This window comes from Bradyrhizobium sp. Leo114 (genome assembly GCF_055229415.2).
The window spans coordinates 109154-133263 of record NZ_JBUYEN020000008.1 but is presented as its reverse complement, the minus strand read 5'-3'; the positions used below and the strand labels follow the sequence as shown (position 1 = coordinate 133263).

26 protein-coding genes are annotated in these 24110 nt (G+C 62.8%); 15 read left to right on the top strand and 11 right to left on the bottom strand.

Going from position 1 to position 24110, the window contains the following annotated elements; all coding sequences use genetic code 11:
* Positions 1-102: 102 nt before the first annotated feature.
* The 3 genes from mnmG to mnmE form a co-directional block, all read right to left on the bottom strand.
* Positions 103-1986: a tRNA uridine-5-carboxymethylaminomethyl(34) synthesis enzyme MnmG gene (gene mnmG, locus ACZIRK_RS12040; protein ID WP_130225502.1), complete on the bottom strand. Its 1884-nt coding sequence runs from the start codon at positions 1984-1986 to the stop codon at positions 103-105.
* Between the two features lie 202 nt (positions 1987-2188).
* Entirely contained in the window at positions 2189-2668 is a 480-nt protein-coding gene (locus ACZIRK_RS12035) for a hypothetical protein (protein ID WP_130225503.1), read from the bottom strand.
* A 108-nt stretch (positions 2669-2776) separates the two neighbouring features.
* Positions 2777-4111 (bottom strand): tRNA uridine-5-carboxymethylaminomethyl(34) synthesis GTPase MnmE, encoded by a 1335-nt coding sequence (gene mnmE / locus ACZIRK_RS12030; RefSeq protein WP_130225504.1) that lies wholly within the window; start codon positions 4109-4111, stop codon positions 2777-2779.
* Here mnmE and ACZIRK_RS12025 point away from each other — a divergent pair.
* Positions 3993-4307, top strand: coding sequence for a hypothetical protein (locus ACZIRK_RS12025; protein WP_165435183.1), 315 nt, complete (start codon positions 3993-3995; stop codon positions 4305-4307). The genes mnmE and ACZIRK_RS12025 overlap by 119 nt on opposite strands.
* 93 nt (positions 4308-4400) lie before the next feature.
* On the opposite strand, the gene rho is transcribed toward ACZIRK_RS12025, so the two are convergent.
* Both rho and hemJ read right to left on the bottom strand, forming a co-directional pair.
* Positions 4401-5666 carry a transcription termination factor Rho gene (rho, locus tag ACZIRK_RS12020; protein WP_130225505.1) on the bottom strand — a complete coding sequence of 422 codons (1266 nt, stop codon included), beginning with the start codon at positions 5664-5666 and terminating at the stop codon, positions 4401-4403.
* A gap of 258 nt (positions 5667-5924) precedes the next feature.
* Positions 5925-6347, bottom strand: coding sequence for a protoporphyrinogen oxidase HemJ (gene hemJ / locus ACZIRK_RS12015; protein WP_130225506.1), 423 nt, complete (start codon positions 6345-6347; stop codon positions 5925-5927).
* A 447-nt stretch (positions 6348-6794) separates the two neighbouring features.
* Here hemJ and ACZIRK_RS12010 point away from each other — a divergent pair, with 447 nt between their 5' ends.
* The 4 genes from ACZIRK_RS12010 to dnaQ are packed head-to-tail and all read left to right on the top strand — an operon-like array spanning position 6795 to position 9620.
* Entirely contained in the window at positions 6795-7634 is an 840-nt protein-coding gene (locus tag ACZIRK_RS12010; RefSeq protein WP_130225507.1) for a pyruvate, water dikinase regulatory protein, read from the top strand.
* A 10-nt stretch (positions 7635-7644) separates the two neighbouring features.
* Entirely contained in the window at positions 7645-8253 is a 609-nt protein-coding gene (locus ACZIRK_RS12005; RefSeq protein ID WP_463327401.1) for a Maf family protein, read from the top strand.
* A 25-nt stretch (positions 8254-8278) separates the two neighbouring features.
* Positions 8279-8878: a dephospho-CoA kinase gene (gene coaE / locus ACZIRK_RS12000; RefSeq protein WP_130225508.1), complete on the top strand. Its 600-nt coding sequence runs from the start codon at positions 8279-8281 to the stop codon at positions 8876-8878.
* A 31-nt stretch (positions 8879-8909) separates the two neighbouring features.
* Positions 8910-9620: a DNA polymerase III subunit epsilon gene (gene dnaQ / locus ACZIRK_RS11995; RefSeq protein WP_130225509.1), complete on the top strand. Its 711-nt coding sequence runs from the start codon at positions 8910-8912 to the stop codon at positions 9618-9620.
* A gap of 11 nt (positions 9621-9631) precedes the next feature.
* Here dnaQ and secB read toward each other — a convergent pair whose 3' ends face one another.
* On the bottom strand, positions 9632-10126 hold the full coding sequence (gene secB, locus ACZIRK_RS11990; RefSeq protein WP_028164777.1) for a protein-export chaperone SecB: 495 nt from the start codon (positions 10124-10126) through the stop codon (positions 9632-9634).
* Between the two features lie 417 nt (positions 10127-10543).
* Here secB and ACZIRK_RS11985 point away from each other — a divergent pair, with 417 nt between their 5' ends.
* Genes ACZIRK_RS11985 through ACZIRK_RS11975 form a run of 3 tightly spaced genes read left to right on the top strand, consistent with a single transcriptional unit; the run spans position 10544 to position 13309 of the window.
* Positions 10544-11242: a Tim44/TimA family putative adaptor protein gene (locus ACZIRK_RS11985; protein WP_028164778.1), complete on the top strand. Its 699-nt coding sequence runs from the start codon at positions 10544-10546 to the stop codon at positions 11240-11242.
* Positions 11166-12725: a murein transglycosylase A gene (gene mltA / locus ACZIRK_RS11980; RefSeq protein ID WP_165435185.1), complete on the top strand. Its 1560-nt coding sequence runs from the start codon at positions 11166-11168 to the stop codon at positions 12723-12725. Before ACZIRK_RS11985 ends, mltA begins: the two co-directional genes overlap by 77 nt.
* Positions 12722-13309 carry a Smr/MutS family protein gene (locus ACZIRK_RS11975; RefSeq protein ID WP_130225510.1) on the top strand — a complete coding sequence of 196 codons (588 nt, stop codon included), beginning with the start codon at positions 12722-12724 and terminating at the stop codon, positions 13307-13309. Before mltA ends, ACZIRK_RS11975 begins: the two co-directional genes overlap by 4 nt.
* A gap of 97 nt (positions 13310-13406) precedes the next feature.
* On the opposite strand, the gene hslU is transcribed toward ACZIRK_RS11975, so the two are convergent.
* The 3 genes from hslU to hslV all read right to left on the bottom strand — a co-directional run bounded on the left by hslU (position 13407) and on the right by hslV (position 15962).
* Positions 13407-14708 carry an ATP-dependent protease ATPase subunit HslU gene (gene hslU / locus ACZIRK_RS11970; protein ID WP_130225511.1) on the bottom strand — a complete coding sequence of 434 codons (1302 nt, stop codon included), beginning with the start codon at positions 14706-14708 and terminating at the stop codon, positions 13407-13409.
* Positions 14709-14797: 89 nt separating this feature from the next.
* Positions 14798-15280 (bottom strand): GNAT family N-acetyltransferase, encoded by a 483-nt coding sequence (locus tag ACZIRK_RS11965; RefSeq protein WP_130225512.1) that lies wholly within the window; start codon positions 15278-15280, stop codon positions 14798-14800.
* A 124-nt stretch (positions 15281-15404) separates the two neighbouring features.
* Positions 15405-15962, bottom strand: coding sequence for an ATP-dependent protease subunit HslV (gene hslV, locus ACZIRK_RS11960; RefSeq protein ID WP_027581383.1), 558 nt, complete (start codon positions 15960-15962; stop codon positions 15405-15407).
* A gap of 182 nt (positions 15963-16144) precedes the next feature.
* Here hslV and hisB point away from each other — a divergent pair, with 182 nt between their 5' ends.
* The 7 genes from hisB to coaA all read left to right on the top strand — a co-directional run bounded on the left by hisB (position 16145) and on the right by coaA (position 21039).
* Complete coding sequence (gene hisB, locus ACZIRK_RS11955) at positions 16145-16738, top strand: imidazoleglycerol-phosphate dehydratase HisB (RefSeq protein ID WP_130225513.1); 594 nt, start codon at positions 16145-16147, stop codon at positions 16736-16738.
* Positions 16739-16846: 108 nt separating this feature from the next.
* Positions 16847-17377, top strand: coding sequence for a DUF2628 domain-containing protein (locus ACZIRK_RS11950; protein WP_130225514.1), 531 nt, complete (start codon positions 16847-16849; stop codon positions 17375-17377).
* Entirely contained in the window at positions 17374-18024 is a 651-nt protein-coding gene (hisH, locus tag ACZIRK_RS11945; RefSeq protein WP_028164785.1) for an imidazole glycerol phosphate synthase subunit HisH, read from the top strand. Before ACZIRK_RS11950 ends, hisH begins: the two co-directional genes overlap by 4 nt.
* Positions 18021-18761 carry a 1-(5-phosphoribosyl)-5-[(5-phosphoribosylamino)methylideneamino]imidazole-4-carboxamide isomerase gene (hisA, locus tag ACZIRK_RS11940; RefSeq protein WP_130225515.1) on the top strand — a complete coding sequence of 247 codons (741 nt, stop codon included), beginning with the start codon at positions 18021-18023 and terminating at the stop codon, positions 18759-18761. Before hisH ends, hisA begins: the two co-directional genes overlap by 4 nt.
* A gap of 8 nt (positions 18762-18769) precedes the next feature.
* Positions 18770-19546: an imidazole glycerol phosphate synthase subunit HisF gene (gene hisF / locus ACZIRK_RS11935; RefSeq protein ID WP_028164787.1), complete on the top strand. Its 777-nt coding sequence runs from the start codon at positions 18770-18772 to the stop codon at positions 19544-19546.
* A gap of 74 nt (positions 19547-19620) precedes the next feature.
* The gene (locus tag ACZIRK_RS11930) at positions 19621-19944 is read left to right on the top strand and encodes a phosphoribosyl-ATP diphosphatase (RefSeq protein ID WP_130225516.1); all 324 of its coding nucleotides are present in this window, start codon (positions 19621-19623) and stop codon (positions 19942-19944) included.
* Between the two features lie 138 nt (positions 19945-20082).
* Positions 20083-21039 carry a type I pantothenate kinase gene (coaA, locus tag ACZIRK_RS11925; protein ID WP_028164789.1) on the top strand — a complete coding sequence of 319 codons (957 nt, stop codon included), beginning with the start codon at positions 20083-20085 and terminating at the stop codon, positions 21037-21039.
* A gap of 114 nt (positions 21040-21153) precedes the next feature.
* Here coaA and ACZIRK_RS11920 read toward each other — a convergent pair whose 3' ends face one another.
* On the bottom strand, positions 21154-23397 hold the full coding sequence (locus ACZIRK_RS11920; RefSeq protein ID WP_130225517.1) for a PAS domain-containing hybrid sensor histidine kinase/response regulator: 2244 nt from the start codon (positions 23395-23397) through the stop codon (positions 21154-21156).
* Between the two features lie 155 nt (positions 23398-23552).
* Positions 23553-24020, bottom strand: coding sequence for a hypothetical protein (locus ACZIRK_RS11915; RefSeq protein WP_130225518.1), 468 nt, complete (start codon positions 24018-24020; stop codon positions 23553-23555).
* Positions 24021-24110 lie beyond the last annotated feature (90 nt).

Below are 24110 nucleotides of genomic sequence, written 5' to 3'. Positions count from 1 at the left end.
TGCGAGCGCAGCGAAGCAATCCATTGGCGCCGTCGTGCTCGGATGAATGGATTGCTTCGCTGCGCTCACAATGACCGTGGCGCGCCGTTTCACGTGAAACGCTTACGCGGTCGCCGTCGCCTTCTTCCGCCGTGCCTCCCGACGCAGGTAAGCGGCCAGAATGCCCAGCGCCGCCGGAGTCATCCCGTCGATCCGCCCTGCCTGACCCACGGTCCGCGGCAGCGCAGCCTTCAGCTTGGCGCGCGCCTCGTTGGAGAGGCCGGGTACATCGTCATAGTCGACGGCGGTCAGGACAAGTCCCTCGTCGCGGCGGAAGGCATCGACGTCTGCGATCTGGCGCTTGAGATAGACATCGTACTTCGCGTCGATCTCCAGGTGCACGGCAGTCGATGGATCGATGACCGACAGCTCCGGCCAGATGCCTCGGAGCGTCGACCACTCCACTTCGGGGTACGACAGCAATTCAAAGGCGGAGCGGCGGACGCCATCGCGGTTCAGCGCCAGCCCGTGTCTTATGGCCTCGTTGGGCGTAATCGAGAGGGACCTGGCCAGCGCCTTGGCGGCATTCAGCGCCGCCATCTTTGCGGTGTGGCGCTTGGAGCGGGCTTCGCCGACGCACCCCAACGCAATCCCCTTATCCGTCAACCGCTGGTCGGCATTGTCGGCCCGCAGCGTCAGCCGGTATTCGGCCCGCGAGGTGAACATGCGATAGGGCTCGGTGATCCCACGCGTGACCAGGTCATCGATCATCACGCCGAGATAGCCGTCGGCGCGGTCGAACACGATTGGATCAGTGCCGCCAGCAGCGAGTGCCGCGTTCAGGCCAGCGACGATCCCCTGCCCGGCTGCTTCCTCGTATCCGGTCGTGCCGTTGATCTGGCCAGCCAGAAACAGTCCGGGCAATCGCTTGGTCTCAAGCGTCGGATCGAGCTCGCGCGGGTCGACATGGTCGTACTCGATCGCGTAGCCCGGCCGGACCATCTTGACCCGCTCAAGGCCGGGGATGGAGGCGAGGATCGCGAGCTGGACCTCTTCCGGAAGTGAGGTCGAGATGCCGTTGGGGTAGACCGTATTGTCGTCGATGCCTTCGGGCTCCAGAAAGATCTGGTGGCCATCGCGATCCCCGAAGCGGACGATCTTATCTTCAATCGAGGGGCAATAGCGCGGCCCAGTGCTCTTGATCTGACCGGAATACATCGGCGAAAGATGCACATTGGCCCGGATTACCTCATGGGTCTTGGGCGTGGTGCGAGTGATCCCGCACTGGATCTGGGGCGTCGTGATCCGGTCCGTCATGATGGAGAACGGCTCAGGTGGATCATCGCCTGGCTGCATCTCGACTGCAGACCAGTCGATCGTGGTGCCATCCAGGCGCGGAGGCGTCCCGGTCTTCAACCGGCCAAGCGTAAAGCCCAGACGCTCGAACGAAGCTGAAAGCCCCATGGCCGGAGCCTCACCGACCCGGCCCGCTGGCCAATTCTTCTCGCCGAGATGGATCAAACCGCGCAGGAAGGTGCCGGTCGTGATCACAACGGCGCCGGCAGAGAGCATCCGCCCGCCTCCGAGGCGAATTCCATTGATGCGGCCATTGGAGGTCAGGAGATCATCCGCCTCGCCCTCGACCACGGTCAGGTTGACGGTCTCAAGGATCGCGGCCTGCATCGCAGCGGCATAGAGCTTGCGGTCGGCCTGAGCGCGCGGCCCACGGACGGCAGGACCCTTGCGGCGGTTCAGCATCCGAAACTGAATGCCGCCGGCATCCGCGACCCGGCCCATCAGGCCGTCGAGAGCGTCAACTTCGCGGACCAGATGACCCTTGCCGAGCCCTCCAATCGCGGGGTTGCAGGACATGGCGCCGATCGTCGAAAAACGATGCGTCACCAGCGCGGTCTTCGCGCCCATCCGGGCAGCCGCACTGGCGGCCTCGCAGCCGGCATGGCCGCCACCGATGACGATGACGTCGAATGAAAGCGATTGGGTAGACATGCGCAAACTTCTAGCGCGGAGCGGTGAAAGTCGAAAGACAAGTTTCAACGAGCCTGATCCGCTGTTTCACGTGAAACAGGGTGCGGTCCTGTGTTCAACCGACCCCCGCGGCCGGGTGTTTCACATGAAACAGTGCCGGCACAGGGCGAAGGTCGAGAACTCACGTCGAGAAGCGCGGCGCCGATGCTGCGCGGTCGGATCGTCAGCTCAGGTTGAAGACGATACCCAAAGCGAGCAAGCCGAACGCCACGGAGGCCAGCGACAGCAACATGTCGATTGCGGCATCCGAGCCCTTAAGCCGGCTCTGCCAGACCTCGACCGATTCATTGGTCCACTTACGGAAGCCGCTGTTAGCCGTCAGTGAAGGTGGCAGTCGTTGATGGTGCCAAGTCCGCCACAGCAGATAAGGCAGCATCACGGCCACCAGCAGGAACAGATTGACGGATTGCGAGAGGAAGTTCGGTGTCGTTCTGACAATCAAACAATATCCAGGCCGCCAGAACGAAGAATTGCGACGAGCCCGATAGCGGCCTTGTAGACCAGCGGATGGAATCCGGAAGGCCTGTCCGGTGGAAGTTCCGTGCGCCCTATTAGCTGTTTTGCCATGGCCGTTCTCCAGCATGTGCGAGGAGCGATCGGCCGCCAACGGTTCGGCAGCACAATGGATAACCAGGGCGGACATGATGCAGTTTAGTTAAGACTCGTTCAGGATTTGCGGGACCTGAGGAGTGAGTACGGTGTCGTTTTCCGGATCGGCTTCCCTGACTCAGTGGCCTAGTGATCCAGCGACCTACTTCCCGACGCAGAATTCCCGAAAGATCACGTCGAGGATGTCCTCGACATCCACGCGGCCGAGAAGCCGTCCGAGACTATAGGCGGCCGCCCGGAGTTCCTCCGCGGCAAGTTCTTCGCCTGCCCCGACCACATCGATCGCCCGCCGCAACGATTCGGCCGTCTCTCGCAACAGCTTGCGCTGCCGCGCCCGGGTAATCAGACCGCCCTCGCCAGATCCGAAGCAGTCGTGCGCAAAGCCGACAAGGGCCGCGATCAGTTCCGAAATCCCTTCCCCGCTCCGAGCAGAGATCCTGAACGTGGCGGACACTGGTTCAGATCCTTGTAGCTCCGATGCCGAAGCATCCAGATCGATCTTGTTACGCACTAACCAGACGGGCGCGGAGCCGTCGTTTGAAACTGTCGCGCTCGTCCTATCGGTGAGCCACAAAACCAGGTCGGCTTCCTCGGCGCGGGCACGCGCACGGCGCACCCCCTCCTGCTCGACCGGATCGTCGGTCTCGCGGATCCCGGCAGTATCGATCACCGTCACCGGGTAACCGTCGAGATCGAGCTGCACTTCGATGGCGTCGCGGGTGGTGCCGGCGTGCGGCGAGACGATCGCGACGTCGCGCCGCGCAAGCTGGTTGATCAGGGTCGACTTGCCGACATTAGGCGGACCCGCGATTGCGACCACCAAACCGTCGCGAAGTCGTTCGCTCTGCGCCTGGGCCGCCAGCACCTGCTGAATTTCGGTCAGCAGCACTTTGACCTTCTTGAGCGCCGGCGCGATCAATTCCGCCGGCACGTCGCCTTCGTCGGAAAAATCGATACCAGCCTCTATCAATGCCGACGCCTCGATGATCTGTGCACGCCAGTCGCGGGCACGATCGCCGAGCAGGCCCTTCAACTGGCGCAGCGCCTGGCGGCGCTGCCGATCGGTGTCGGCATGAATGAGGTCGTCGAGGCCCTCGGCCTCGGTCAGATCGAGCTTGCCGTTCTCGAAGGCGCGGCGGGTGAATTCGCCGGCCTCGGCAGGCCGAACGTCATCAACGCCAGCGAGCGCATTGAACACCGCGCCGAGCACGGCCCGCCCACCATGGACATGAAATTCGGCGACGTCCTCGCCCGTGGCACTCGCGGGCGCTGGGAACCAGAGGACCACCGCATCGTCGATCGGCTGGCCGGTGGCATCCTTCAGCAGCGTTCTGGTCGCCATCCGCGCCGATGGAATCTTGCCGGCCAACTTCACCAATGCCGGACCAGCTTGCGGCCCCGACACCCGGACGATAGCGATCGCACTTGGCGGTCGCCCGGAGGAAAGTGCAAAGATGGTCTGGTCGCGCGGATGCATCGCTTATTTGTTAGCGAACGGCCGGGAAGGCAACGCACAATTCGCGCGTCTCATCATTCGCGCCTACGCTGCATCGCAACAATCAGCCAATCTTGCTGCAGCAATCGTGCAGCAATTTGCTACGAGATCGGCGGCGCCCCATCATCGGCAGATCCGCGAATTGAAGAAGTATAATAATTATCAAATACTTACATAACGGAATTCTGGAACCATGCAGTTATGCTGCAGCTATACCGCAGCATAACCAGATATATTGCACCGCAACATAAGCGGACCTATCGGCCGGCGCTTACGTGTTCATCGAATCGAAGAACTCGGAGTTGCTCTTGGTGTTCCGGAGCTTGTCGAGCAGGAAGTCGATGGCGTCCATCGTGCCCATCGGATTGAGGATCCGGCGCAGCACGTACATCTTCTTCAGGAGCTGCGGATCGGTGATCAGCTCTTCCTTGCGCGTACCGGAGCGCGAGATGTCGATCGCCGGGAAGGTCCGCTTGTCGGAGACCTTGCGGTCGAGGATCAATTCGGAGTTACCGGTTCCCTTGAACTCTTCGAAGATCACTTCGTCCATGCGGCTGCCGGTATCGACCAGCGCGGTGGCGATGATGGTGAGCGAGCCGCCCTCCTCGATGTTGCGGGCGGCACCGAAGAAGCGCTTCGGTCGCTGCAGCGCGTTGGCGTCGACACCGCCGGTCAGCACCTTGCCGGATGACGGCACCACCGTGTTGTAGGCGCGGCCCAGGCGCGTGATCGAGTCGAGCAGGATAACCACGTCGCGGCCATGCTCGACCAAGCGCTTGGCCTTCTCGATCACCATCTCGGCCACCTGGACGTGACGCACGGCCGGTTCGTCGAAGGTCGAGGACACCACCTCACCCTTCACCGAGCGCTGCATGTCGGTGACTTCTTCCGGACGCTCGTCAATCAGAAGCACAATCAGATAGCATTCGGGGTGATTGTGCGTGATCGAATGCGCGATGTTCTGCATTAGCACGGTCTTACCCGTGCGCGGCGGCGCCACGATCAAGGCGCGCTGGCCCTTGCCGATCGGCGCAACGATGTCGATCACCCTTGCAGAAAGGTCTTTTCGCGTCGGGTCATCGATTTCCATCCGAAACCGCTGATTAGGAAACAGCGGCGTCAGGTTGTCGAAATTGACCTTGTGCTTGGACTTCTCAGGGTCCTCGAAATTGAGCGAATTGACCTTCAACAACGCAAAATAGCGCTCGCCCTCTTTCGGGCTGCGGATGTGGCCTTCGATCGTATCGCCGGTGCGCAGGCCGAAGCGGCGGATCTGCGAGGGCGAAACGTAGATGTCGTCAGGGCCCGGCAGATAATTGGCATCGGGCGAACGGAGGAAGCCGAAACCGTCCGACAACACCTCGACGACACCTTCACCGATAATGTCGGTTTCCTGGATCGCGAGCTGTTTGAGGATGGCGAACATCAGCTCCTGCTTGCGCATGGTGCTGGCGTTTTCGACCCCATTTTCCTCGGCAAACGAGACAAGCTCGGCCGGCGTCTTGGACTTGAGGTCTTGAAGTTTGATTTCCCGCATGGGGGTGGTCCTGTGGAGCATTTTTTGAGAAGGGTCTTGCGAGGTGGCTTTGAGAAAAAGCGGACGCAAAAATGAAGGTCCGCAGGTCTAAGCAAGGAAAGCGCCGGTGGGGCTTCAAACCTGATGTGGCGGCCGGCCGTTGATGGAACCGGAACGCGATCACATCCGCCTGCGTGGGGTGGGATTGGGACGAATATAGAAAATCGCTTTGCGCTCCGCAAGAAGGACTGAAGCCTGATTCCTGGGCAAACGGCTCCTCTAGAACGGCTTGACCACCACAAGAATGACGATGCCGATCATCAGGACAGTCGGCACCTCGTTGATAATCCGATAAAATTTCTGGCTTCGGGTATTCCGGTCGGCGGCAAAATCCTTCATCCAGCGGGCAAAAAATCCGTGGACGCCGGAGAGCACGAGCACCAGCAAGAGCTTGCCATGCAGCCAGCCGGAGCTGAACCAGTGACCAGTCCAGGCCAGATAGAGGCCGGCGAGCCAGGTGACGATCATGGCCGGATTGATGATCGCCCTCAGAAGGCGCCGTTCCATGACCTTGAAGGTCTCGGACTGCTTGGAGCCTTTCTCGGCCTCGCAGTGATAGACGAACAGCCGTGGCAGATAGAGCATGCCGGCCATCCAGGAGATGACCGCAATGATGTGCAGCGCCTTGATCCACTCATACATCGTGATCGCCGTGCTCCTGGAACATCTCGGGCAGCCTCGCCGTTTCAAAAGAAGGCCCGCCAGCGAGGTTACGGATACATATCCGCAAGCACCGCTCTCTTAAAACAAATTAATTTTAGAATCTTAGGTTTGAGTCTAAGTGACCGTGAATTTGACTCACACAACGCGATCCCGCCGTTCTCGGGTGCTTGTTCACACCGCTCAACAATTCGGCCCGCACTGTCGCGCAACGGAATATCGCCCAAGGTCTCAAGCGCTTCCGGCGTTCCTTGACCAGCTTATCAAGAGACAAATTCACATATTCTCACTATCATCCCACCGGCACGGCGGACTTGTCCTCGCGGGAGGCGCTGTGAAGAAAAGGTTTAGATATCCCTAAGGCGGCGATCTCAGCTGAAAAGTTGTAGGCAACCTCCACAGGGATTCACAGGATAGACAGAGGTTCTGGTGCCTACATCAGGCAATTACTTTCACCTGCATCTGGTGTCGGACTCAACCGGCGAGACGCTGATCACGGTGGCGCGCGCGGTGGCCGCGCAATACGCCAATGTCTCACCGGTCGAACACGTCTATCCGCTGGTGCGCAGCCAGAAGCAGCTCGACCGCGTGCTCGATGAAATCGAGGAATCGCCCGGCATCGTGCTGTTCACGTTGCTCGAGAAAGATCTCGTCAGCCGGCTGGAAGCCAAATGCAGGGAGATCAACATTCCGAGCCTGTCGATCATTGGGCCGGTGATGCAGTTGTTCGAGGCGTATCTGGGTGCGGCCACTTCGGGTCGGGTCGGCGCGCAGCACGTGCTGAACGCGGAATATTTCAAGCGCATCGATGCGCTGAACTACACGATGATGCATGACGACGGCCAGCATGTCGAAGGCCTTGAGGAGGCTGATGTCGTTCTGGTCGGGGTGTCCCGCACCTCGAAAACGCCGACGTCGATCTATCTCGCCAACCGCGGCATCCGCACCGCAAATGTCCCGCTCGTACCCGGCATTCCGCTGCCGCATCAACTGGAGCACCTGAAGAAACCGCTGGTGGTCAGCCTCCATGCGACGCCGGAGCGCCTGATCCAGGTCCGGCAAAACCGGCTCTTGAGCATGGGCGCGGCGTCCGGCAATGACGAATATATCGACAGGCAGGCGGTTACCGATGAAGTCGCGTTCGCGCGCCGCCTGAGCGCAAAGTTCAACTGGGCGCTGCTGGACGTCACGCGACGTTCGATCGAGGAGACGGCCGCAGCGGTGATGAAGCTCTATAATGACCGCCAGCGGCAACGGCCGCTGGAGTGATTCGGTGGCGATGACGATCTGGCGCGGAAAAAGTCCGCTGATTCTCGCCTCCCAGAGCCGTGCGCGAAAAATGCTGCTGGCCAATGCGGGGATCGCGTTCGAGGCGATGCCGGCGGATGTCGACGAACGGGCGATCCAGGAAAATTCAGGCCTTTCGGCGCCGGCGGACATCGCGTTGCTGCTGGCGCGCGAAAAGGCCTTGTTCGTTTCCTCCGGGCGGCCGGGACGATTCGTCGTCGGCGCCGACCAGACCCTGGCGCTCGGCGATCGATTGTTCACCAAACCCGCTGGCCGCGATCAGGCGGCCGAACAATTGCGTGCGCTCGCGGGTCGGGTTCACGAACTGCATTCCGCCGTTGCCGTCGCCCAAGACGGCAAAATACTGTTTGCCGACACCAGCGTGGCACGCATGTCGATGCGCCCGCTTCGCGAGGACGAGATCACCGCCTATCTGGGCCAGGCCGGCGAGGCCGTGACCACCAGCGTCGGCGCCTATCAGCTCGAAAGCCTCGGGGTACATCTGTTCGAGCGCATCGACGGTGACCATTTCACCATCCTCGGCCTGCCGCTATTGTCGCTGTTAGCCTTCCTGCGCAGCGAGAATTTGCTGGCAATCTGACATGTTTGCGAGTGATGACTGAAAGATGCTGATCCTGGGACTGACCGGCTCGATCGGGATGGGGAAATCCACCACCGCGAAACTGTTCGCGGAAGCTGGTGTCCCCGTCTATGACGCCGACGCGACCGTGCACCAACTCTACGAAGGCGAAGCGGTGCCGGCGATCGAAGCTGCCTTCCCCGGCACCACCGCTGATGGCAAGGTGGATCGTGCAAAGCTCTCCGCGCGCGTGGTCCACGATCCAGCGGCGATGAAGCAGCTGGAGCAGATCGTCCACCCGATGCTCGGCGCGTCCCGGCAGAAATTCTTTGCGGATGCGGAAGCCTCCGGCGCGCCCGTCGTGGTCGTCGACGTGCCGCTGCTGTTCGAGACCGGCGGAGAGAAACGGGTCGATGCGGTGGTCGTCGTGACGACCTCGCCGGAAATACAGCGCGAGCGCGTGCTGGCACGGGGCACGATGGACGACGAGAAACTCGATGCGATTCTGGCGCGACAATTGCCCGATGCCGAGAAACGCAAGCGGGCGGATTTTGTGGTGGATACCTCACACGGCCTTGATCCCGTGCGCGCGCAAATCAAGGACATTCTGGCTGAGGTCGTTAAGATGCCGAAGCGGCGAATCTGATTCGCCTGGTATTCTGCGGTCCTAAAAATCCATGCGCGAAATCGTTCTCGATACCGAAACCACCGGCCTTGATCCGCTGCGCGGCGATCGGCTGGTCGAGATCGGTTGCGTCGAGATCTTCAACCGCATGCCGACCGGGCAAACCTACCACGTCTACATCAATCCCGAGCGGGACATGCCGGCCGAGGCTTTCGCCGTTCACGGCCTCTCGACCGAATTCCTGGCCAGCAAGCCGGTGTTCACCGAAGTTGTCGACGAATTCCTGGCGTTCATCGCCGACACTCCGCTGGTGATCCATAACGCTTCGTTCGACATCAGCTTCATCAATGCCGAACTCGATCGAATCAAGCGGCCGGTGATCGCCAAGGATCGGCTGGTCGACACCCTGCTCCTGGCACGCCGGAAACATCCGGGGGTGTCGAATCGGCTCGACGATCTCTGCTCGCGCTATTCGATCGATAATTCCCGCCGCACCAAGCACGGCGCGTTGCTCGATGCCGAGTTGCTGGCGGAGGTTTATGTCGACCTGATCGGGGCGCGGCAATCGCAGCTCATCCTGGCCTCGGAAGCCGAGATCACCCAGGTCGGCCATGGCGATATGCCGCGGCGGCAGCGCGAGATTCCGCTGGTGCCGCGGGTGACCGACGCGGAGCGCGAGGCACACCGCGCCTTCATCGCGACCCTCGGCGACAAGCCGATCTGGAACGAGTACCTGCCGGCGGCGGCCGAAGCCGCCGCGTAGATTCCTTAAGATCAGCTCGGTTTCACGCCGGGTGCCGGGGCGGCTTGTGTCGCTGCCTGCCGCTCCATGTTCTGGCGGTACAGGCCGACGAAATCGACGGGATCCAGCATCAAGGGCGGGAAGCCGCCATCGCGCACGGCGGTGGCGATGATCTCGCGCGCAAACGGGAACAGCAGCCGCGGGCATTCGATCATCACCAGCGGGTGCAGGTTCTCCTGCGGCACATTCAGGATCCGGAACACGCCGGCATATTGCAGATCGAAGCTGAACATCACCTTGCCGGCACTCTCGGCCTTGCCTTCGACCGACAGCGTCACTTCATATTCGCTCTCGGCGAGATTCCTGGCCGAAACATTGATCTGGATATTGATCGCCGGTTGCTGCTCCTGCGGCCCGAGCGAGGCCGGCGCGTTCGGGTTCTCGAACGAGAGATCCTTGGTGTATTGCGCCAGCACGTTGAGCTGGGGCGGGGCCTGCTCGGGGGGTGCGCCGTTGCCGTTGGTCATGGGAAGCTCTCCTGAGCACTGGCGATCGGAGACGGTCTGACGTCCGAAGCCGCAGTTAAGGTTTTGGAAATGCTGGTGCCGGGCGAGTGGCTATCATAGCCCCACACTGCACCACAAGGCGACAGTCCTTGATTGCCAAACCTTCGCCGATTTGGCGCCGAGATCGTCAATCGCGGCTGAAAGGCGGCACCATTTGCGCCCTAAATGTTTGAAGATGCGTGATTTCCAGGCATCATCGGATTTCCCCTCGCGGCCAAAACGCGCTAGAATGGCCGCGCCAAAACGCGCCATTGGCCGAGCGGAGTTTCGTGCCTACATGCTGCGGACTCAATTGGCGAGGTAATCTCCGCCGTTTCCTGAGCGGAACGCCCGCTGGGGGCGGACCGTTGCCGGTGCAGATCAGAAAGCGAACACGACGTGGATATCTACACCATCATTTTCCTGGCGCTGGCCGTCTTCATTTTCCTGCGCCTGCGGAGTGTCCTCGGACAGCGCACCGGCAGCGAGCGGCCCCCCTATGACCGTGCGGCCCCGAATGTGCTGCAGCGGGACAATAATGTCGTCCCGATGCCGGGCTCGGTGATCGACCAGCCGCCTCCGCTGCCGAGCAAGGACGTGACGCCGCCGTCCGACCGCTGGAAGGGAATTGCGGAACCCGGTACGGCGCTGGCGCAGGGGCTGGACGCCATTGTCGCCCAGGACTCCTCGTTCGATCCACGCCATTTCATCTCGGGTGCGCGAAGCGCCTACGAGATGATCGTGCTGGCCTTTGCCAACGGCGATCGCCGCGCCTTGCGCGACCTGCTGTCGAGTGAGGTCTATGACAGCTTCGATGCCGCGATCAAGGATCGCGAGAAGCACGAGCAGAAGACCGAAACCCGCTTCGTCTCGATAGACAAGGCCGAGATTGTCAGCGCGGAAGCACGCGACCGTGCGGCACAGGTCACGGTCCGCTTTGTGTCGCAGATGATTTCCGTCACCCGCGACAAGGCCGGTACCATCGTCGACGGCAACCCGGAAAAGGTCGCCGATATCACCGATGTCTGGACATTCGCCCGCGATACGGCGTCGCGCGATCCGAACTGGAAACTGGTTGGCACTGGAAGCGCCCACTGATCGGCTTCGCCTTGCGCGTCCCACGGCCGCGTGCTGCGCAATCGCTCTTCTATGCTCGACGGCCGCGCTAGAGGCGCGCCCAAGGTCGCCAGCGAAGGCGACCAGGCATTCGGCCGTCCAGCACACCCGTCACCTCCCCTATCCGAACCTGGAGTTGCCGCTGCAGATCAGCAGCAGCCAGTATGAACCGCTGGCCTGGACCGACATGCCGGGCTGGAGCGATGACGATCACCTTGCGGCCTATAAGGCCTTTCGCGCGAGCTGCCGGCCTATCGCCGCCGAGCACGGGCTGCCTTCGGAATCGAAGGCGCTCGGCACCTCGTTGCGCGATCCCTGCCGCATCGCCAAGGGGCCGGAGCTCACCGACGAAGCCAAGGCGAAAGCCTTCTTCGAGGAGCATTTCCTGCCCTTGCGCATCTCGCGGCTCGGCGAGGGCGAGGGTTTCGTCACCGGCTATTACGAGCCGGTGCTGGATGGGTCGCGGACCCAGACCGACGTCTACAACGTGCCGGTCTACCGCCGGCCGTCGAACCTGTTCGTCCGTGGCGCCAAGCAGAGTTCGAGCGGCCTGCCGAACAAGGGCCAGGTATTCCGCAAGATCGGCCGCCGCAAGCTCGTGCCCTACTATGATCGCGCCGAGATCGAGGACGGTGCGATCACCGGCCGCGGCCTCGAGATCTGCTGGCTCAAGGAGCAGACCGATTTGCTATTCGCGCAGATCCAGGGCTCGGCGCGGGTGCGCTTCGAGGACGGCTCGACATTGCGCATCAACTATGATGCCCACAACGGCTATCCCTACACGCCGGTGGGCCGCATCCTGATCGACCGCGGCATCATCCCGAAAGAGCAGATGTCGATGCAGAAGATCAGGGACTGGATGGCGCAGAACCCTGACGGAGCCAAGGAATTGCGGCGGCAGAACCGCTCCTATGTCTTCTTCCGTGAGGTGCAGCTCTCTGACAAGGACGAGGCAGTCGGCGCGCAGGGCGTGCCGCTGACGCCCGGCCGTTCGATCGCGGTCGACAAGGCGCTGCACGTCTATGGCACGCCGTTCTTCATCGAAGGCGAATTGCCGATCGAGTCAGAGCAATCGAAGACGCCGTTCCGCCGCCTGATGATCGCGCAGGATACCGGCTCGGCGATCGTCGGCCCGGCCCGCGCAGACCTTTATTTCGGTGCCGGAGCCGATGCCGGAAAAGTGTCGGGCCGGCTGCGGCACAATATGCGCTTCGTGATGCTGGTGCCGAGGAGCCTCGATCCCGTCGCCCGCGGGCGCAAAATGCCGGTGCCGGATGAGCGGCCGTCGGAAAAGATCGCAAAGCTGTTTCCGCAAGCTGATCCGCAGAAGGAAAAGAGCGCGGCGAAGCCCGCGGATGCATCCGCGTCGACCAGCGCGGTGCCGATGCCGGAGCCGCGGCCCGCCATCAAGACTGATGAGCCGCGGCGTCATCGGCACTACCGCCATTACCGCACCTACAGATGAAGCGTCCCGTTCCGATTGCAGATCCGGCGCCGCCGCGGCGAAGGCGCGCGCTCAGTGAAGAAGAGCGTGCGCTGTGGGAAAGCGTCGCGAAGCAGGTCAAGCCGCTGCGCAAACGCCAACCCGCTGTGAAGACGCATGCCGGACCCGAAGCGGAGACCAAGGCCGCCGCCAAAACTGCAGCGCCGGCGAAACCGATCCCAGTCAAATCAGCACCGGCGCCGCGTCCGCAGACGCCGCCGCCACTGGCACCGATTGGCCGCCGCGAGCGCGCGCAACTGTCGCGCGGCAAGAAGGAGATCGACGCCCGGCTCGACCTGCACGGCATGACGCAGACGCGCGCGCATCGCGTGCTGCTCACGTTCTTGCAACGCGCGCACAGCGACGGGCTGACTTTCGTGCTCGTCATCACCGGCAAGGGCAAAGCCGGCGGCGGCGATTCCGAGCGTGGCGTGCTGCGCCGCCAGGTGCCGCAATGGCTGAGCCTGCCCGAATTCCGCGCGCTCGTCGTCGGTTTCGAGGAAGCCCATATCGGCCACGGTGGCGAGGGCGCGCTCTACGTGCGCGTGCGGCGCGCGAGGGTCTAGTCGATCCGTCATTGCGAGGAGCGAAGCGACGAAGCAATCCATCTCTCCGCAAGTGGAGAGATGGATTGCTTCGCTTCGCTCGCAATGACGGTTGGTCTTACAAAATGAACCGGCTCAAATCGGCGTTCTTGGCGAGGTCGCCGACATGCTTGCGCACATAATCGGCATCGACCGTGATGGTGTCGCCGTGGCGATCGGGCGCGGTGAAGGAGATTTCGTCCAGCACCCGCTCCATCACCGTCTGCAGCCGCCGCGCGCCGATATTCTCGACGGTGGAGTTGACGGCCACGGCGACGTCGGCGAGCTCGTCGATCGCGGAGTCGGTAATCTCGAGTTTCACGCCTTCGGTCTGCATCAGCGCGACATATTGCTTGATCAGCGACGCCTCAGGCTCGGTCAGGATGCGGCGCATGTCGTCGCGCGTCAGCGCCTGCAATTCGACGCGGATCGGCAGGCGCCCCTGCAGCTCCGGCAGCAGGTCAGAGGGTTTTGCGATATGGAATGCGCCGGAGGCGATGAACAGGATGTGATCGGTCTTCACCGGGCCGTGCTTGGTTGTAACAGTAGTGCCCTCGATCAGCGGCAGCAGGTCGCGCTGCACGCCTTCGCGCGAGACGTCGCCGCCGGCGCGATTTTCGCGCACGCAGATCTTGTCGATCTCGTCGAGGAACACGATGCCGTTGTTCTCGACCGCATTGATCGCTTCCTGCACCAGTTGGTCGGTGTCGAGCAGCTTGTCGGATTCCTCGTTGACGAGGATTTCGTGCGAGCCCGCCACCGTCAGACGCCGGGTCTTGGTGCGGCCACCCATCTTGCCGAAGATGTCGCCGATTGAAATCGCGCCCATTTGCGCGCCCGGCATGCCCGGAATCTCGAACATCGGGAAGCCGCCGGAGGACTGCGTCTCGATCTCGATCTCCTTGTCGTTCAATTCGCCGGCGCGCAATTTCTTGCGGAAGGATTCGCGCGTCGCCGGGCTCGAGCCCGGTCCGACCAGGGCGTCCAGCACGCGCTCCTCGGCGGCAAGTTGCGCCCGCGCATGCACGTCCTTCCGCTTGCGCTCCCGGATCAGCGCAATCGCGACCTCGACGAGATCGCGCACGATCTGCTCGACATCGCGGCCGACATAACCGACCTCGGTGAATTTGGTGGCTTCGACCTTGAGGAACGGCGCGCCGGCAAGCTTTGCCAGTCGTCGCGCTATTTCCGTCTTGCCGACGCCGGTCGGCCCGATCATCAGGATGTTCTTCGGCAGCACTTCCTCGCGCAGGGAACCGGAAAGCTGCAGTCGCCGCCAGCGGTTACGCAAGGCAATGGAGACCGCACGCTTGGCGTCGGTCTGGCCGACGATGAAACGGTCGAGTTCGGAAACGATTTCGCGGGGGGAGAAGTCGGTCATGTCACCTAGCTAGGGGTTCAAGGCTGCGAGAGCAAGCTGAGGTTAGATCGCCGTCGGGCTGGAAATCATGTCGAGTTCGTAATCTGCGGTCATGCGTCACAGACCATCAGGAGCGCCGGGCCGTCGGGCGTGTGGATCATGCGGACTTTCTCAAATCCGGCTTTTTCATAGGCGCGCACGGCGCGAGCATTGTTCGGATCGGGATCGGTGACGATGCGCGGCGCGCCCTGCCCCAACCGCTCGATGACGAAGCGGCGGATTAATGCCGAGCCGTGTCCGCGCCCGATCATGTCGGGCTCGCCGATGAAGAGATCGATGCCGCGCGTGCCTTCGGGATGTGCTCCGAAGCCTTCATTCCAGGCCGTCAGCGCGTAGCACTGCAGGTAAGCGAAATCGTTGCCATCGGCGGAGATGATGAACTGGTCCATTGCCGGCTCATCGAGATCGCCACTCACCAGCGCATATTGCTCGGATGGATCGCCCCACCATTCCCGGACATGCGGTAGCGCCAGCCAGCGCTCGATCAGCGCAAGGTCGGCCGTCGTCATTTCCCGGAAGGTGTAGAGTCCCATGAGATCATGATCCGGTTGGGTTGAATCGGATCATGATCTCATTTCTTTGTCCGAGCATGATCTCCGCGCAAACGCTTCGCGCTTGTCGCGAGGAAAACCGGTTCCCACTTTTGCGGATCATGCTTCAGCCGCCCAGCGTCTCGATCGTCACGTTACGGTTGGTATAGACGCAGATGTCGGCTGCGATATCGAGCGAGCGGCGCACGATCGCCTCGGCATCCTTGTCGCTGTCGATCAAGGCGCGCGCCGCGGCCAATGCGTAATTGCCGCCCGAGCCGATCGCCATGACGCCGGCTTCCGGCTCCAGCACGTCGCCGGTTCCGGTGAGGACGAGCGAGACGTCCTTGTCGGCCACGATCATCATCGCCTCCAGCCGCCGCAGATAGCGGTCGGTCCGCCAGTCCTTGGCCAGCTCCACAGCCGCCCGGGTCAGTTGCCCCGGATATTGCTCGAGCTTGCTTTCCAGCCGCTCGAACAGCGTGAAGGCATCGGCAGTGGCGCCGGCAAAGCCGCCGATCACGTCGCCCTTGCCGATCCTGCGCACTTTCTTGGCATTGGCCTTGATCACGGTCTGGCCGATCGAGACCTGTCCGTCGCCGCCGATCACCACCTTGCCGCCCTTGCGGACGGTGACGATCGTGGTGCCGTGCCAGACGGTCGGCTCGTTTGGGGATGCTTGCATGGGGTACCTCATTGTCCGAGCAGATTTAGGCGGTCGGCCAGTGGCTTACAATCGGGTCATTTGAGGCCGGTTTGGTCACCATGGCCGCAACTTGGCCGTTTTTGGTGTCATCCCGCAGTAGCGAAGGGGTCATCGGCCTGTTAAAAGACGCCCGTTTTTCGGCACGGGAAAGCTCAATTTTCATGCGCACGGCGACGATCAAGCGCAAGACCAAGGAGACCGACATCGAGGTGGCGGTCAACCTCGACGGGTCGGGTGTGTCCCAGGTTTCGACTGGGATCGGCTTCTTTGACCATATGCTCGACCTCCTGGCGCGGCATTCGCGCATCGATATCACGGTCAGGGCAGAGGGCGATCTCCACGTCGATTACCACCACACCACCGAGGATGTCGGGATTGCGCTCGGACAGGCTGTGAAACAGGCGCTCGGCAACATGGCGGGCATCACCCGCTATGCCTCGATCCACATGCCGATGGACGAAACGCTGTCGCGCGTGGTGATCGACATTTCGGGCCGTCCGGTGCTGGTGTTCAAGGTCGCCTTCCCCCGCGACAAGATCGGCGAGTTCGACACCGAGCTGGTGCGCGAATGGTTCAATGCGTTTGCGATGAACGCCGGCGTGACTTTGCACGTCGAGACCCTATATGGCGAGAACAGCCATCATATCGCCGAATCCTGTTTCAAGGGTCTTGCGAGAGCGCTTCGCGCGGCTGTCGCGATCGATCCGCAGGCCGCGGGCGAAGTGCCCTCCACCAAGGGCAAGCTCGGCGGCTGATCTTTCGGGCGTGGCCCGGAAAACTCGGTCCCGGCTTTCCCTCGCGACAAACGCCAAGCGTTTGCGCGGAGATCATGCCAAACCAAAACTTCGCGGCGGAGAGTTTTGATGCCGGTCTACACAGTGCATGCCCCCGTAGGGAACAATGCCGATCTTGCGGCAACCGACAAGTTCACTTTCGTGCGCGACGGCTTTCATTTCTGGGCGGCGGTTGCGAGCGTGATCTGGCTGGCTTGGCACCGGCTGTGGCTGGCGCTGATCGGCTGGGTCGTGCTGATGGCGGCCGTCGATTACGGCCTGGCAAAGCTCGGCATCGGCCGCGGCACGATCCTGGCCGTCGATGTCGTGCTGGCGCTGCTCTTGGGATTCGAGGCGGCAAGCCTGAAGCGCTGGACGTTGTCGCGCGGCAGATGGCGCCAGCTCGACATCGTTGTGGCCGATGACGAGGAATCCGCCGAGCGCCGCTTTTTCGATCGCTGGACCGCAGCGCATCGCGGCGTCGTCAACGACCAATGGTCGGTCGACCGCGGTGGCCCGCCGCCGACGCGGAACAGCCCGGGCCAGCCGTTCTCCAAGCCGCCGCCGCTGCCGCAGGGCGGCATTATCGGGTTGTTTCCAGAGCCGGGAGGATCGCGATGACGGTTGCCATCATCGATTATGGCTCGGGCAACCTGCACTCCGCGGCGAAAGCGTTCGAGCGCGCCGCGCGCAGCATGGAAGATCCGCAGAAGATCATGGTGACGCGCGATCCCGATGCGGTGTTCCGCGCCGACCGCATCGTGCTGCCGGGCGTCGGCGCCTTCGCCGATTGCCGCAAAGGCCTCGATGCGCTCGACGGCATGCTCGAGGCCTTGACGGAAGCTGTGCGGGTCAAGGCGCGGCCGTTCTTCGGCATCTGCGTCGGCATGCAGTTGATGGCGACGCGCGGCAAGGAGCATGTGACGACCGACGGCTTCAACTGGGTCGCCGGCGACGTCGAGAAGATCCAGCCCCGCGAGGAGAACCTGAAGATCCCGCACATGGGCTGGAACACGCTCGAAGTGCTGCGCGAGCATCCCGTGCTGGAGCGCCTGCCCCTTGGGCCGGACGGCCGCCACGCTTACTTCGTGCACTCCTATCACCTTAACGCGGCCAATGAGCAGGACGTGCTGGCGCGCGCCGATTACGGCGGGCCGGTCACAGCCGTCGTTGCAAAAGACACCGCGATCGGCACACAGTTTCACCCCGAGAAGAGCCAGCGCTTCGGGCTGGCGCTGATCTCGAATTTCCTGAAGTGGAAGCCGTGATCCTCTTTCCTGCCATAGACCTCAAGAACGGACAGTGCGTGCGCCTGGAGCAGGGCGACATGGCGCGCGCCACCGTGTTCAATCTCGATCCGGCGGCGCAGGCGCGTGCCTTCGCCGAGCAGGGATTCGAATATCTGCATGTCGTCGATCTCGACGGCGCCTTCGCCGGCAAGCCGATGAATGCGCGGGCCGTCGAGGCGATGCTGAAGGCGGTGACGATGCCGGTGCAGCTTGGCGGCGGCATCCGCGATCTCCGGACCGTGGAAGCCTGGCTCGATAAGGGCGTGGCGCGCGTCATCATCGGCACCGCGGCGGTACGTGACCCCGAGCTCGTCAGGGGCGCCGCGAAGAAGTATCCCGGCCGCGTCGCCGTCGGCCTCGACGCGCGCGACGGCAAGGTCGCGGTTCAGGGCTGGGCGGAGACCTCTGAGGTGACGGCGCTCGAGATCGCCCGGCGTTTCGAGGATGCCGGCGTTGCCGCGATCATCTTCACCGACATCGCCCGCGACGGTCTTTTGAAGGGCCTCAACCTCGAGGCCACGATCGCCCTTGCCGAGAGCATCTCGATCCCCGTGATCGCGTCCGGCGGCTTTGCTTCGATCGATGATGTGAAGGGATTGCTGGAGCCACGCGCCAAGAAACTCGCCGGCGCCATTGTTGGCCGCGCGCTCTATGACGGCCGACTCGATCCCGACGCCGCGCTAAAACTGATCCGCAGCGCCAGCGCCGCGGCTTAGGAGACGACATGTTCAAAGTCCGCGTCATTCCCTGCCTCGACGTCAAGGACGGCCGTGTGGTCAAGGGCGTCAATTTCGTCGATCTGCGCGACGCCGGCGACCCCGTGGAGGCGGCGATCGCCTATGATGCCGCCGGCGCCGACGAGCTCTGCTTCCTCGACATCACCGCGACCCATGAAAATCGCGGCACCATGCTGGACGTGGTACGGCGGACCGCCGAGGCCTGCTTCATGCCGCTCACCGTCGGCGGCGGCGTCCGCACCATCGACGACATCCGCACGCTGCTGCGCTCCGGTGCGGACAAGGTGTCGATCAATTCCGCGGCGGTCAGCCGTCGCGAATTCGTGAAAGAGGGTGCCGAAAAGTTCGGCGAGCAGTGCATCGTGGTCGCGATCGACGCCAAGCGGGTCAATCGTGCCGGCGGTTCCGACCGCTGGGAAATCTTCACCCATGGCGGGCGCAAGCCCACCGGCATCGAGGCGATCGAATATGCCCAGGAGGTGGTCTCGCTCGGCGCCGGCGAGATCCTGCTGACGTCGATGGATCGGGACGGCACAAGGCAGGGCTTCGACCTTGAGCTGACGCAGGCGATCGCTGACAGTGTCCCCGTACCTGTCATCGCGTCCGGCGGGGTCGGCAACCTCGACCATCTCGTCGACGGGATCAGGAAGGGTCACGCCACCGCGGTCCTGGCCGCGTCGATATTCCATTTCGGCGAATTTACCATTCGCCAAGCCAAGGAGCACATGGTGCGTGCAGGGCTGCCCATGCGTCTCGATCCCTAGGACTCGCCGTCACAAAAGTGCTAAGTCCCCTCCGGGGGAAATTGCCGGCGTCCGGCCGGTCTGGGTGCTTGAGTATGTCGCGTTTCACGGTCCACGATCTGGCCGCCATCATCGATGCCCGCGCAGCGTCGGGGGGAGAGGCGTCCTATACCAAGAAGCTGCTCGACAAGGGCGCAGAGCATTGTGCCAAGAAGCTCGGCGAGGAAGCGGTCGAGACCGTGATCGCCGCGATCGAGAACGATCGCAATCATCTCATCGCCGAAAGTGCCGATCTGGTGTTTCACCTGCTGGTGCTGCTGAAGGCCCGCGGCGTGAAGCTCGAGGACGTCGAGGCGGCGCTGGCGCAGCGCACATCCATGTCCGGCTTGGAAGAGAAAGCGGCGCGCAAGCGTGACTAAAGCGTTTTCGAGCGAAGTGGACACCGGTTCGCGTGAAGAAAACGCGTCAAAAGAAGAATCTAGGGCATGATCCGGAAAAGTGGGCACCGGTTTTCCGAAAAGATCATGCCCAAGCAATAGTTCAGTTAGGGCACGGCCATGGATATTCAGGCACCCGACCAGCAATATAATCCGTACCGGATCTTCTCGCGCGAGCAATGGGCGAAATTGCGCGACGATACGCCGATGACGCTGGAGCCAGGCGAATTCGAGCGGCTGCGCTCGATGCATGATCGGCTCGACATCCACGAGGTCGAGGACATCTATCTGCCGCTGTCGCGGCTGCTGTCGATCTATGTCGACTCCACGCAGCGGCTCTATTACGCGCAGCGCCAATTCCTCGGCATCCAGGACCGCAAGATGCCCTATATCATCGGCGTCGCGGGATCGGTCGCGGTCGGCAAGTCCACCACGGCTCGCGTGCTGCAGGCGCTGCTCGCGCGCTGGTCGCCGCGACCCAAGGTCGATCTCGTCACCACAGACGGCTTCCTCTATCCCAACGCCGTGCTCGAGCGTCTGGGATTGATGCAGAAGAAGGGCTTTCCGGAAAGCTACGACCAGCAATTGCTGCTCTCGTTCGTGAGCGACATCAAGGCCGGACGGCGGCCGGTGCGCGCGCCGGTTTATTCGCACCTGACCTACGACATCGTTCCGAACCAATTCATCGAGATCGATCGTCCCGACATCCTGATCGTCGAAGGTGTCAATGTGCTGCAGACGAGCCGCTTGCCGCGCGACGGCAAGGCGGTGCCGGTGGTTTCCGACTTCTTCGATTTCTCTGTCTATATCGATGCCGATGAGCCGGTGTTGCGCGAGTGGTACGTCAAGCGTTTCCTTGCCCTGCGCGACACCGCGTTCCACGACCCGCGCTCCTATTTCCACCGCTATGCCGTGCTGTCGGACGAAGAGGCCACCGCCACCGCGATCGCGATCTGGGAACGCACCAACCGCGCTAATCTCGAGGACAACATCCTGCCGACCCGTCCGCGCGCGACGCTGATCCTGAAGAAGGGTGCCGACCACGTGGTGGAGACGGTCGCGCTGCGGCGGTTATAATTCGCTGTCGCCCGGCATCGTCATTGCGAGCGAAGCGAAGCAATCCATGCCTCCGCATGTGTGGTGCGATGGATTGCTTCGCTTCGCTCGCAATGACGGCGGGAGCAGCGGTGGCTATGCCGCCAGATGCCGTGATGCGGCCAATCCCGCGAGCGCCTCCTCCAGCTTCTCGCGATCGAGCGGCTTGATCAGAAAGCCGTCCATGCCGGCTTCGAAGCAGGCGGAGCGATCCTCAGCCAGCGTATTGGCTGTCAGCGCGAGGATTGGCGTTGCTCGGCCGGACTGGCCGGCTTCGAGTTGCCGGATGCGTTTGGTGGTCTCGATGCCGTTGAGCTGCGGCATCTGCACGTCCATCAGCACGAGGTCGTATGGCGCCCCTGTGGATTTCGCCGATGACCAGGATTGAAGCGCGTCTTCGCCATTGGTGGTCATCACCACCTGGTGGCCGAGACGCGTCAGCAGCGAGCGCATCAGGAGCGCGTTGATCTCATTGTCCTCGGCAACCAGGATCGATAGCTTCTTATCGGACAGTGAGGCCTGCGTAGAACTGTCCCCTATCGGCTCCACAACGGGCTCCGCGACGACGCTCGGCGACGCGACCTCGGGCGTGGCAGTCAGACGAGCGGCGAGCGAGACGGCGCGCAGCGGCTTGACCAGATAGCCGGTGAACGGCGCGTCGGCGGACCGTCGCAGCTCCTGCCGGGTCGCCGGCGTGAACATCACGATCCGCTGCGTCGCATGCAGCCGCGCCACTTCACTGATGCGGCTGATCTCGGCCGCTCCCAGCGCATGGTCGATCAGCACGGCGTGCCATGAACGCTCGGGCAGCAAGGCCTCCGCCACCGTGGTATCTGACACCATGCAGGTCTGTGCGCCCCAGCGCTGCAAGCGGCGCGATATCAGCGAGGCTTCGATGCCTTGCGGGGCGACCAGCATGATCGATCGTCCCGCAAGGTCGGGCGGGCTGAACACGGGCGCGGTGTTGCCGTCGGAAGCGGCGAGTGGGATCGAGACTTCGAAGGTCGAGCCCGCGCCCGGCGTGCTTGCAAGCACGATGCAGCCGCCCATGCGCTTGATGATGCGGTCGCTGATGCTGAGGCCCAGTCCCGTGCCGCCATAGCTGCGCGCGATGCCTTCATCGGCCTGCTCGAACTCGCGGAAGATGCGTTGCTGCGCTTCCGGTGCAATGCCGATGCCGGTGTCGCGCACCAGGAAGCTGATCTCATTCGGCCGGATGCCGGGCTCGACGACGAGGGCGACGCCGCCGGTCGCGGTGAACTTGATCGCGTTGCCGGCGAGGTTGAGCAGCACCTGGCGCAGCCGGGCCGCGTCTCCGATCACCTCCATCGGCAACCGCTCATCGATATAGGCGGCGATCTCGATTCCTTTGGCTTCCGCCCTTGGCGCCAGCAGTTCGGTGATGTCCTCGATCAGTTTCGAAAGCGCGAACGGGCCCTCTTCGAGATCGATCTTGCCGGCTTCGATCTTGGAATAGTCCAGCAGTTCTTCGATCAGCGACAGCAGCGCGTCGCCGGAGGTCTTCACCGCCTTGGCGTAGGTCATCTGCTCCGGCGTCAGCGGCGTATCCATCAACAGGCCACTCATGCCGATGATGCCGTTCAGCGGGGTGCGGATCTCGTGGCTCGCCATTGCGAGGAAGCGCGACTTGGCGCGGTTGGCCGCATCGGCCTGATCGCGCGCGTCAGCGAGCGCGCGCTCGCTTTCGGTGCGGTCGGTCACGTCACGCCCGACGCTTTGCATCTCCGCAGGCCGTCCTGCATCGGTGCGGACGAGGCCCTCGCGCCAGGCGATCCAGCGCGGCCCGGAGCGGTGCGCGATCTTCTGGTCGTAGACGCGGGTGCCGCTTGGCTCCAGCGCAGTGTTGCCCTGTTCCAGTACCTCGAAGGCGAAATGGCTGCCGATCAGTTCACCGCGCGTTTTTCCTGCGAGGTCGCAATAGGCGTCGTTGACGAAGGTGATCATGCCATCGGCGTCGCGCAGCACGATCAGGTCGCTTTGCGATTCGAACAGGCTGCGGGCACGTTGCTCCGCTTCCTGCAGTTCCCAATTGCGGTCGGCGAGCGCCTCGTTGTGCTCGGCGATCATGCGCAGCTTGCCGCGCATCAGCCGCAGCCGGACACTCAGCACGACCAGCGCCACGCATGTGAGCGCGAACAGCAAGCTGACACCCACAGCGATGGAACGTGGGTCACGGTCGGAAACCGCGCCAATGAGCAATGCATAGCCACCGGTGAAGACCGCGGCGAACACGAGGAAGGCGCGGAGGGTGAAGACGATCCAGGCGTGACGCCGCCCGAACCGAAGCAGGCGGAGCTTCAGCCGATAGGTCCACGTCATCGCCGATCCCCTGATCACCTGCTTTGGAGGCTGGCAGCTTGGGCCACCTCGCATGTTGGGTCGACGATGCGTCGGCGACCTTGCAAAGTGCTTGAGACGGCGTCGCGTTCCGGCCCGCGATGCGAACAGGGTTGATAATGCGTTAACGATCGTTGCTACAGCGAAGCGGCCTGCAGTCGGCGGTGCCCACCATGCGCGCCGACGATCAGCGCCGCGGCATCTCGCACCGAGAAGCTCTTTGAATGAACGAAGATCCGGTAATCGGCCGGGCCGTCCTGCGAAAGATAGATCACGGGATCGGTTGCCGTAGGATTGGCCGAGATCGCGACCAGTTGTGGGACGCCGCTGCTCTCGCAGGCGCCGGGCTCGCTATCATCGACATCATCGATGACGGTGAAATCGGCGGCTTCCGCGCTATCGGAGATCTGGACCCGCACGGTGGCGGTAGCCGGATCGTCCGTGAAGCTGACATGGAGCTGGGCGAGCCAGGGGAGCGATGCGATCTGGATGGTGGCACCGCCGGCCTCGATGCAGGGGTGCGAGCCCGGCAGCAATTCACCGCGGGCAACAAGCGCGAACGCGGCCAGCGGCACGACCGAGGCCAGAATCTTCAAACGCAACATGACACCACTCACTCAACCGCAGCCGGCTGGAATTGCGCGGACTTATGGTTGGCGGAGTGTAAAGAGAACTGGTTACCGTCGCGTTGACGC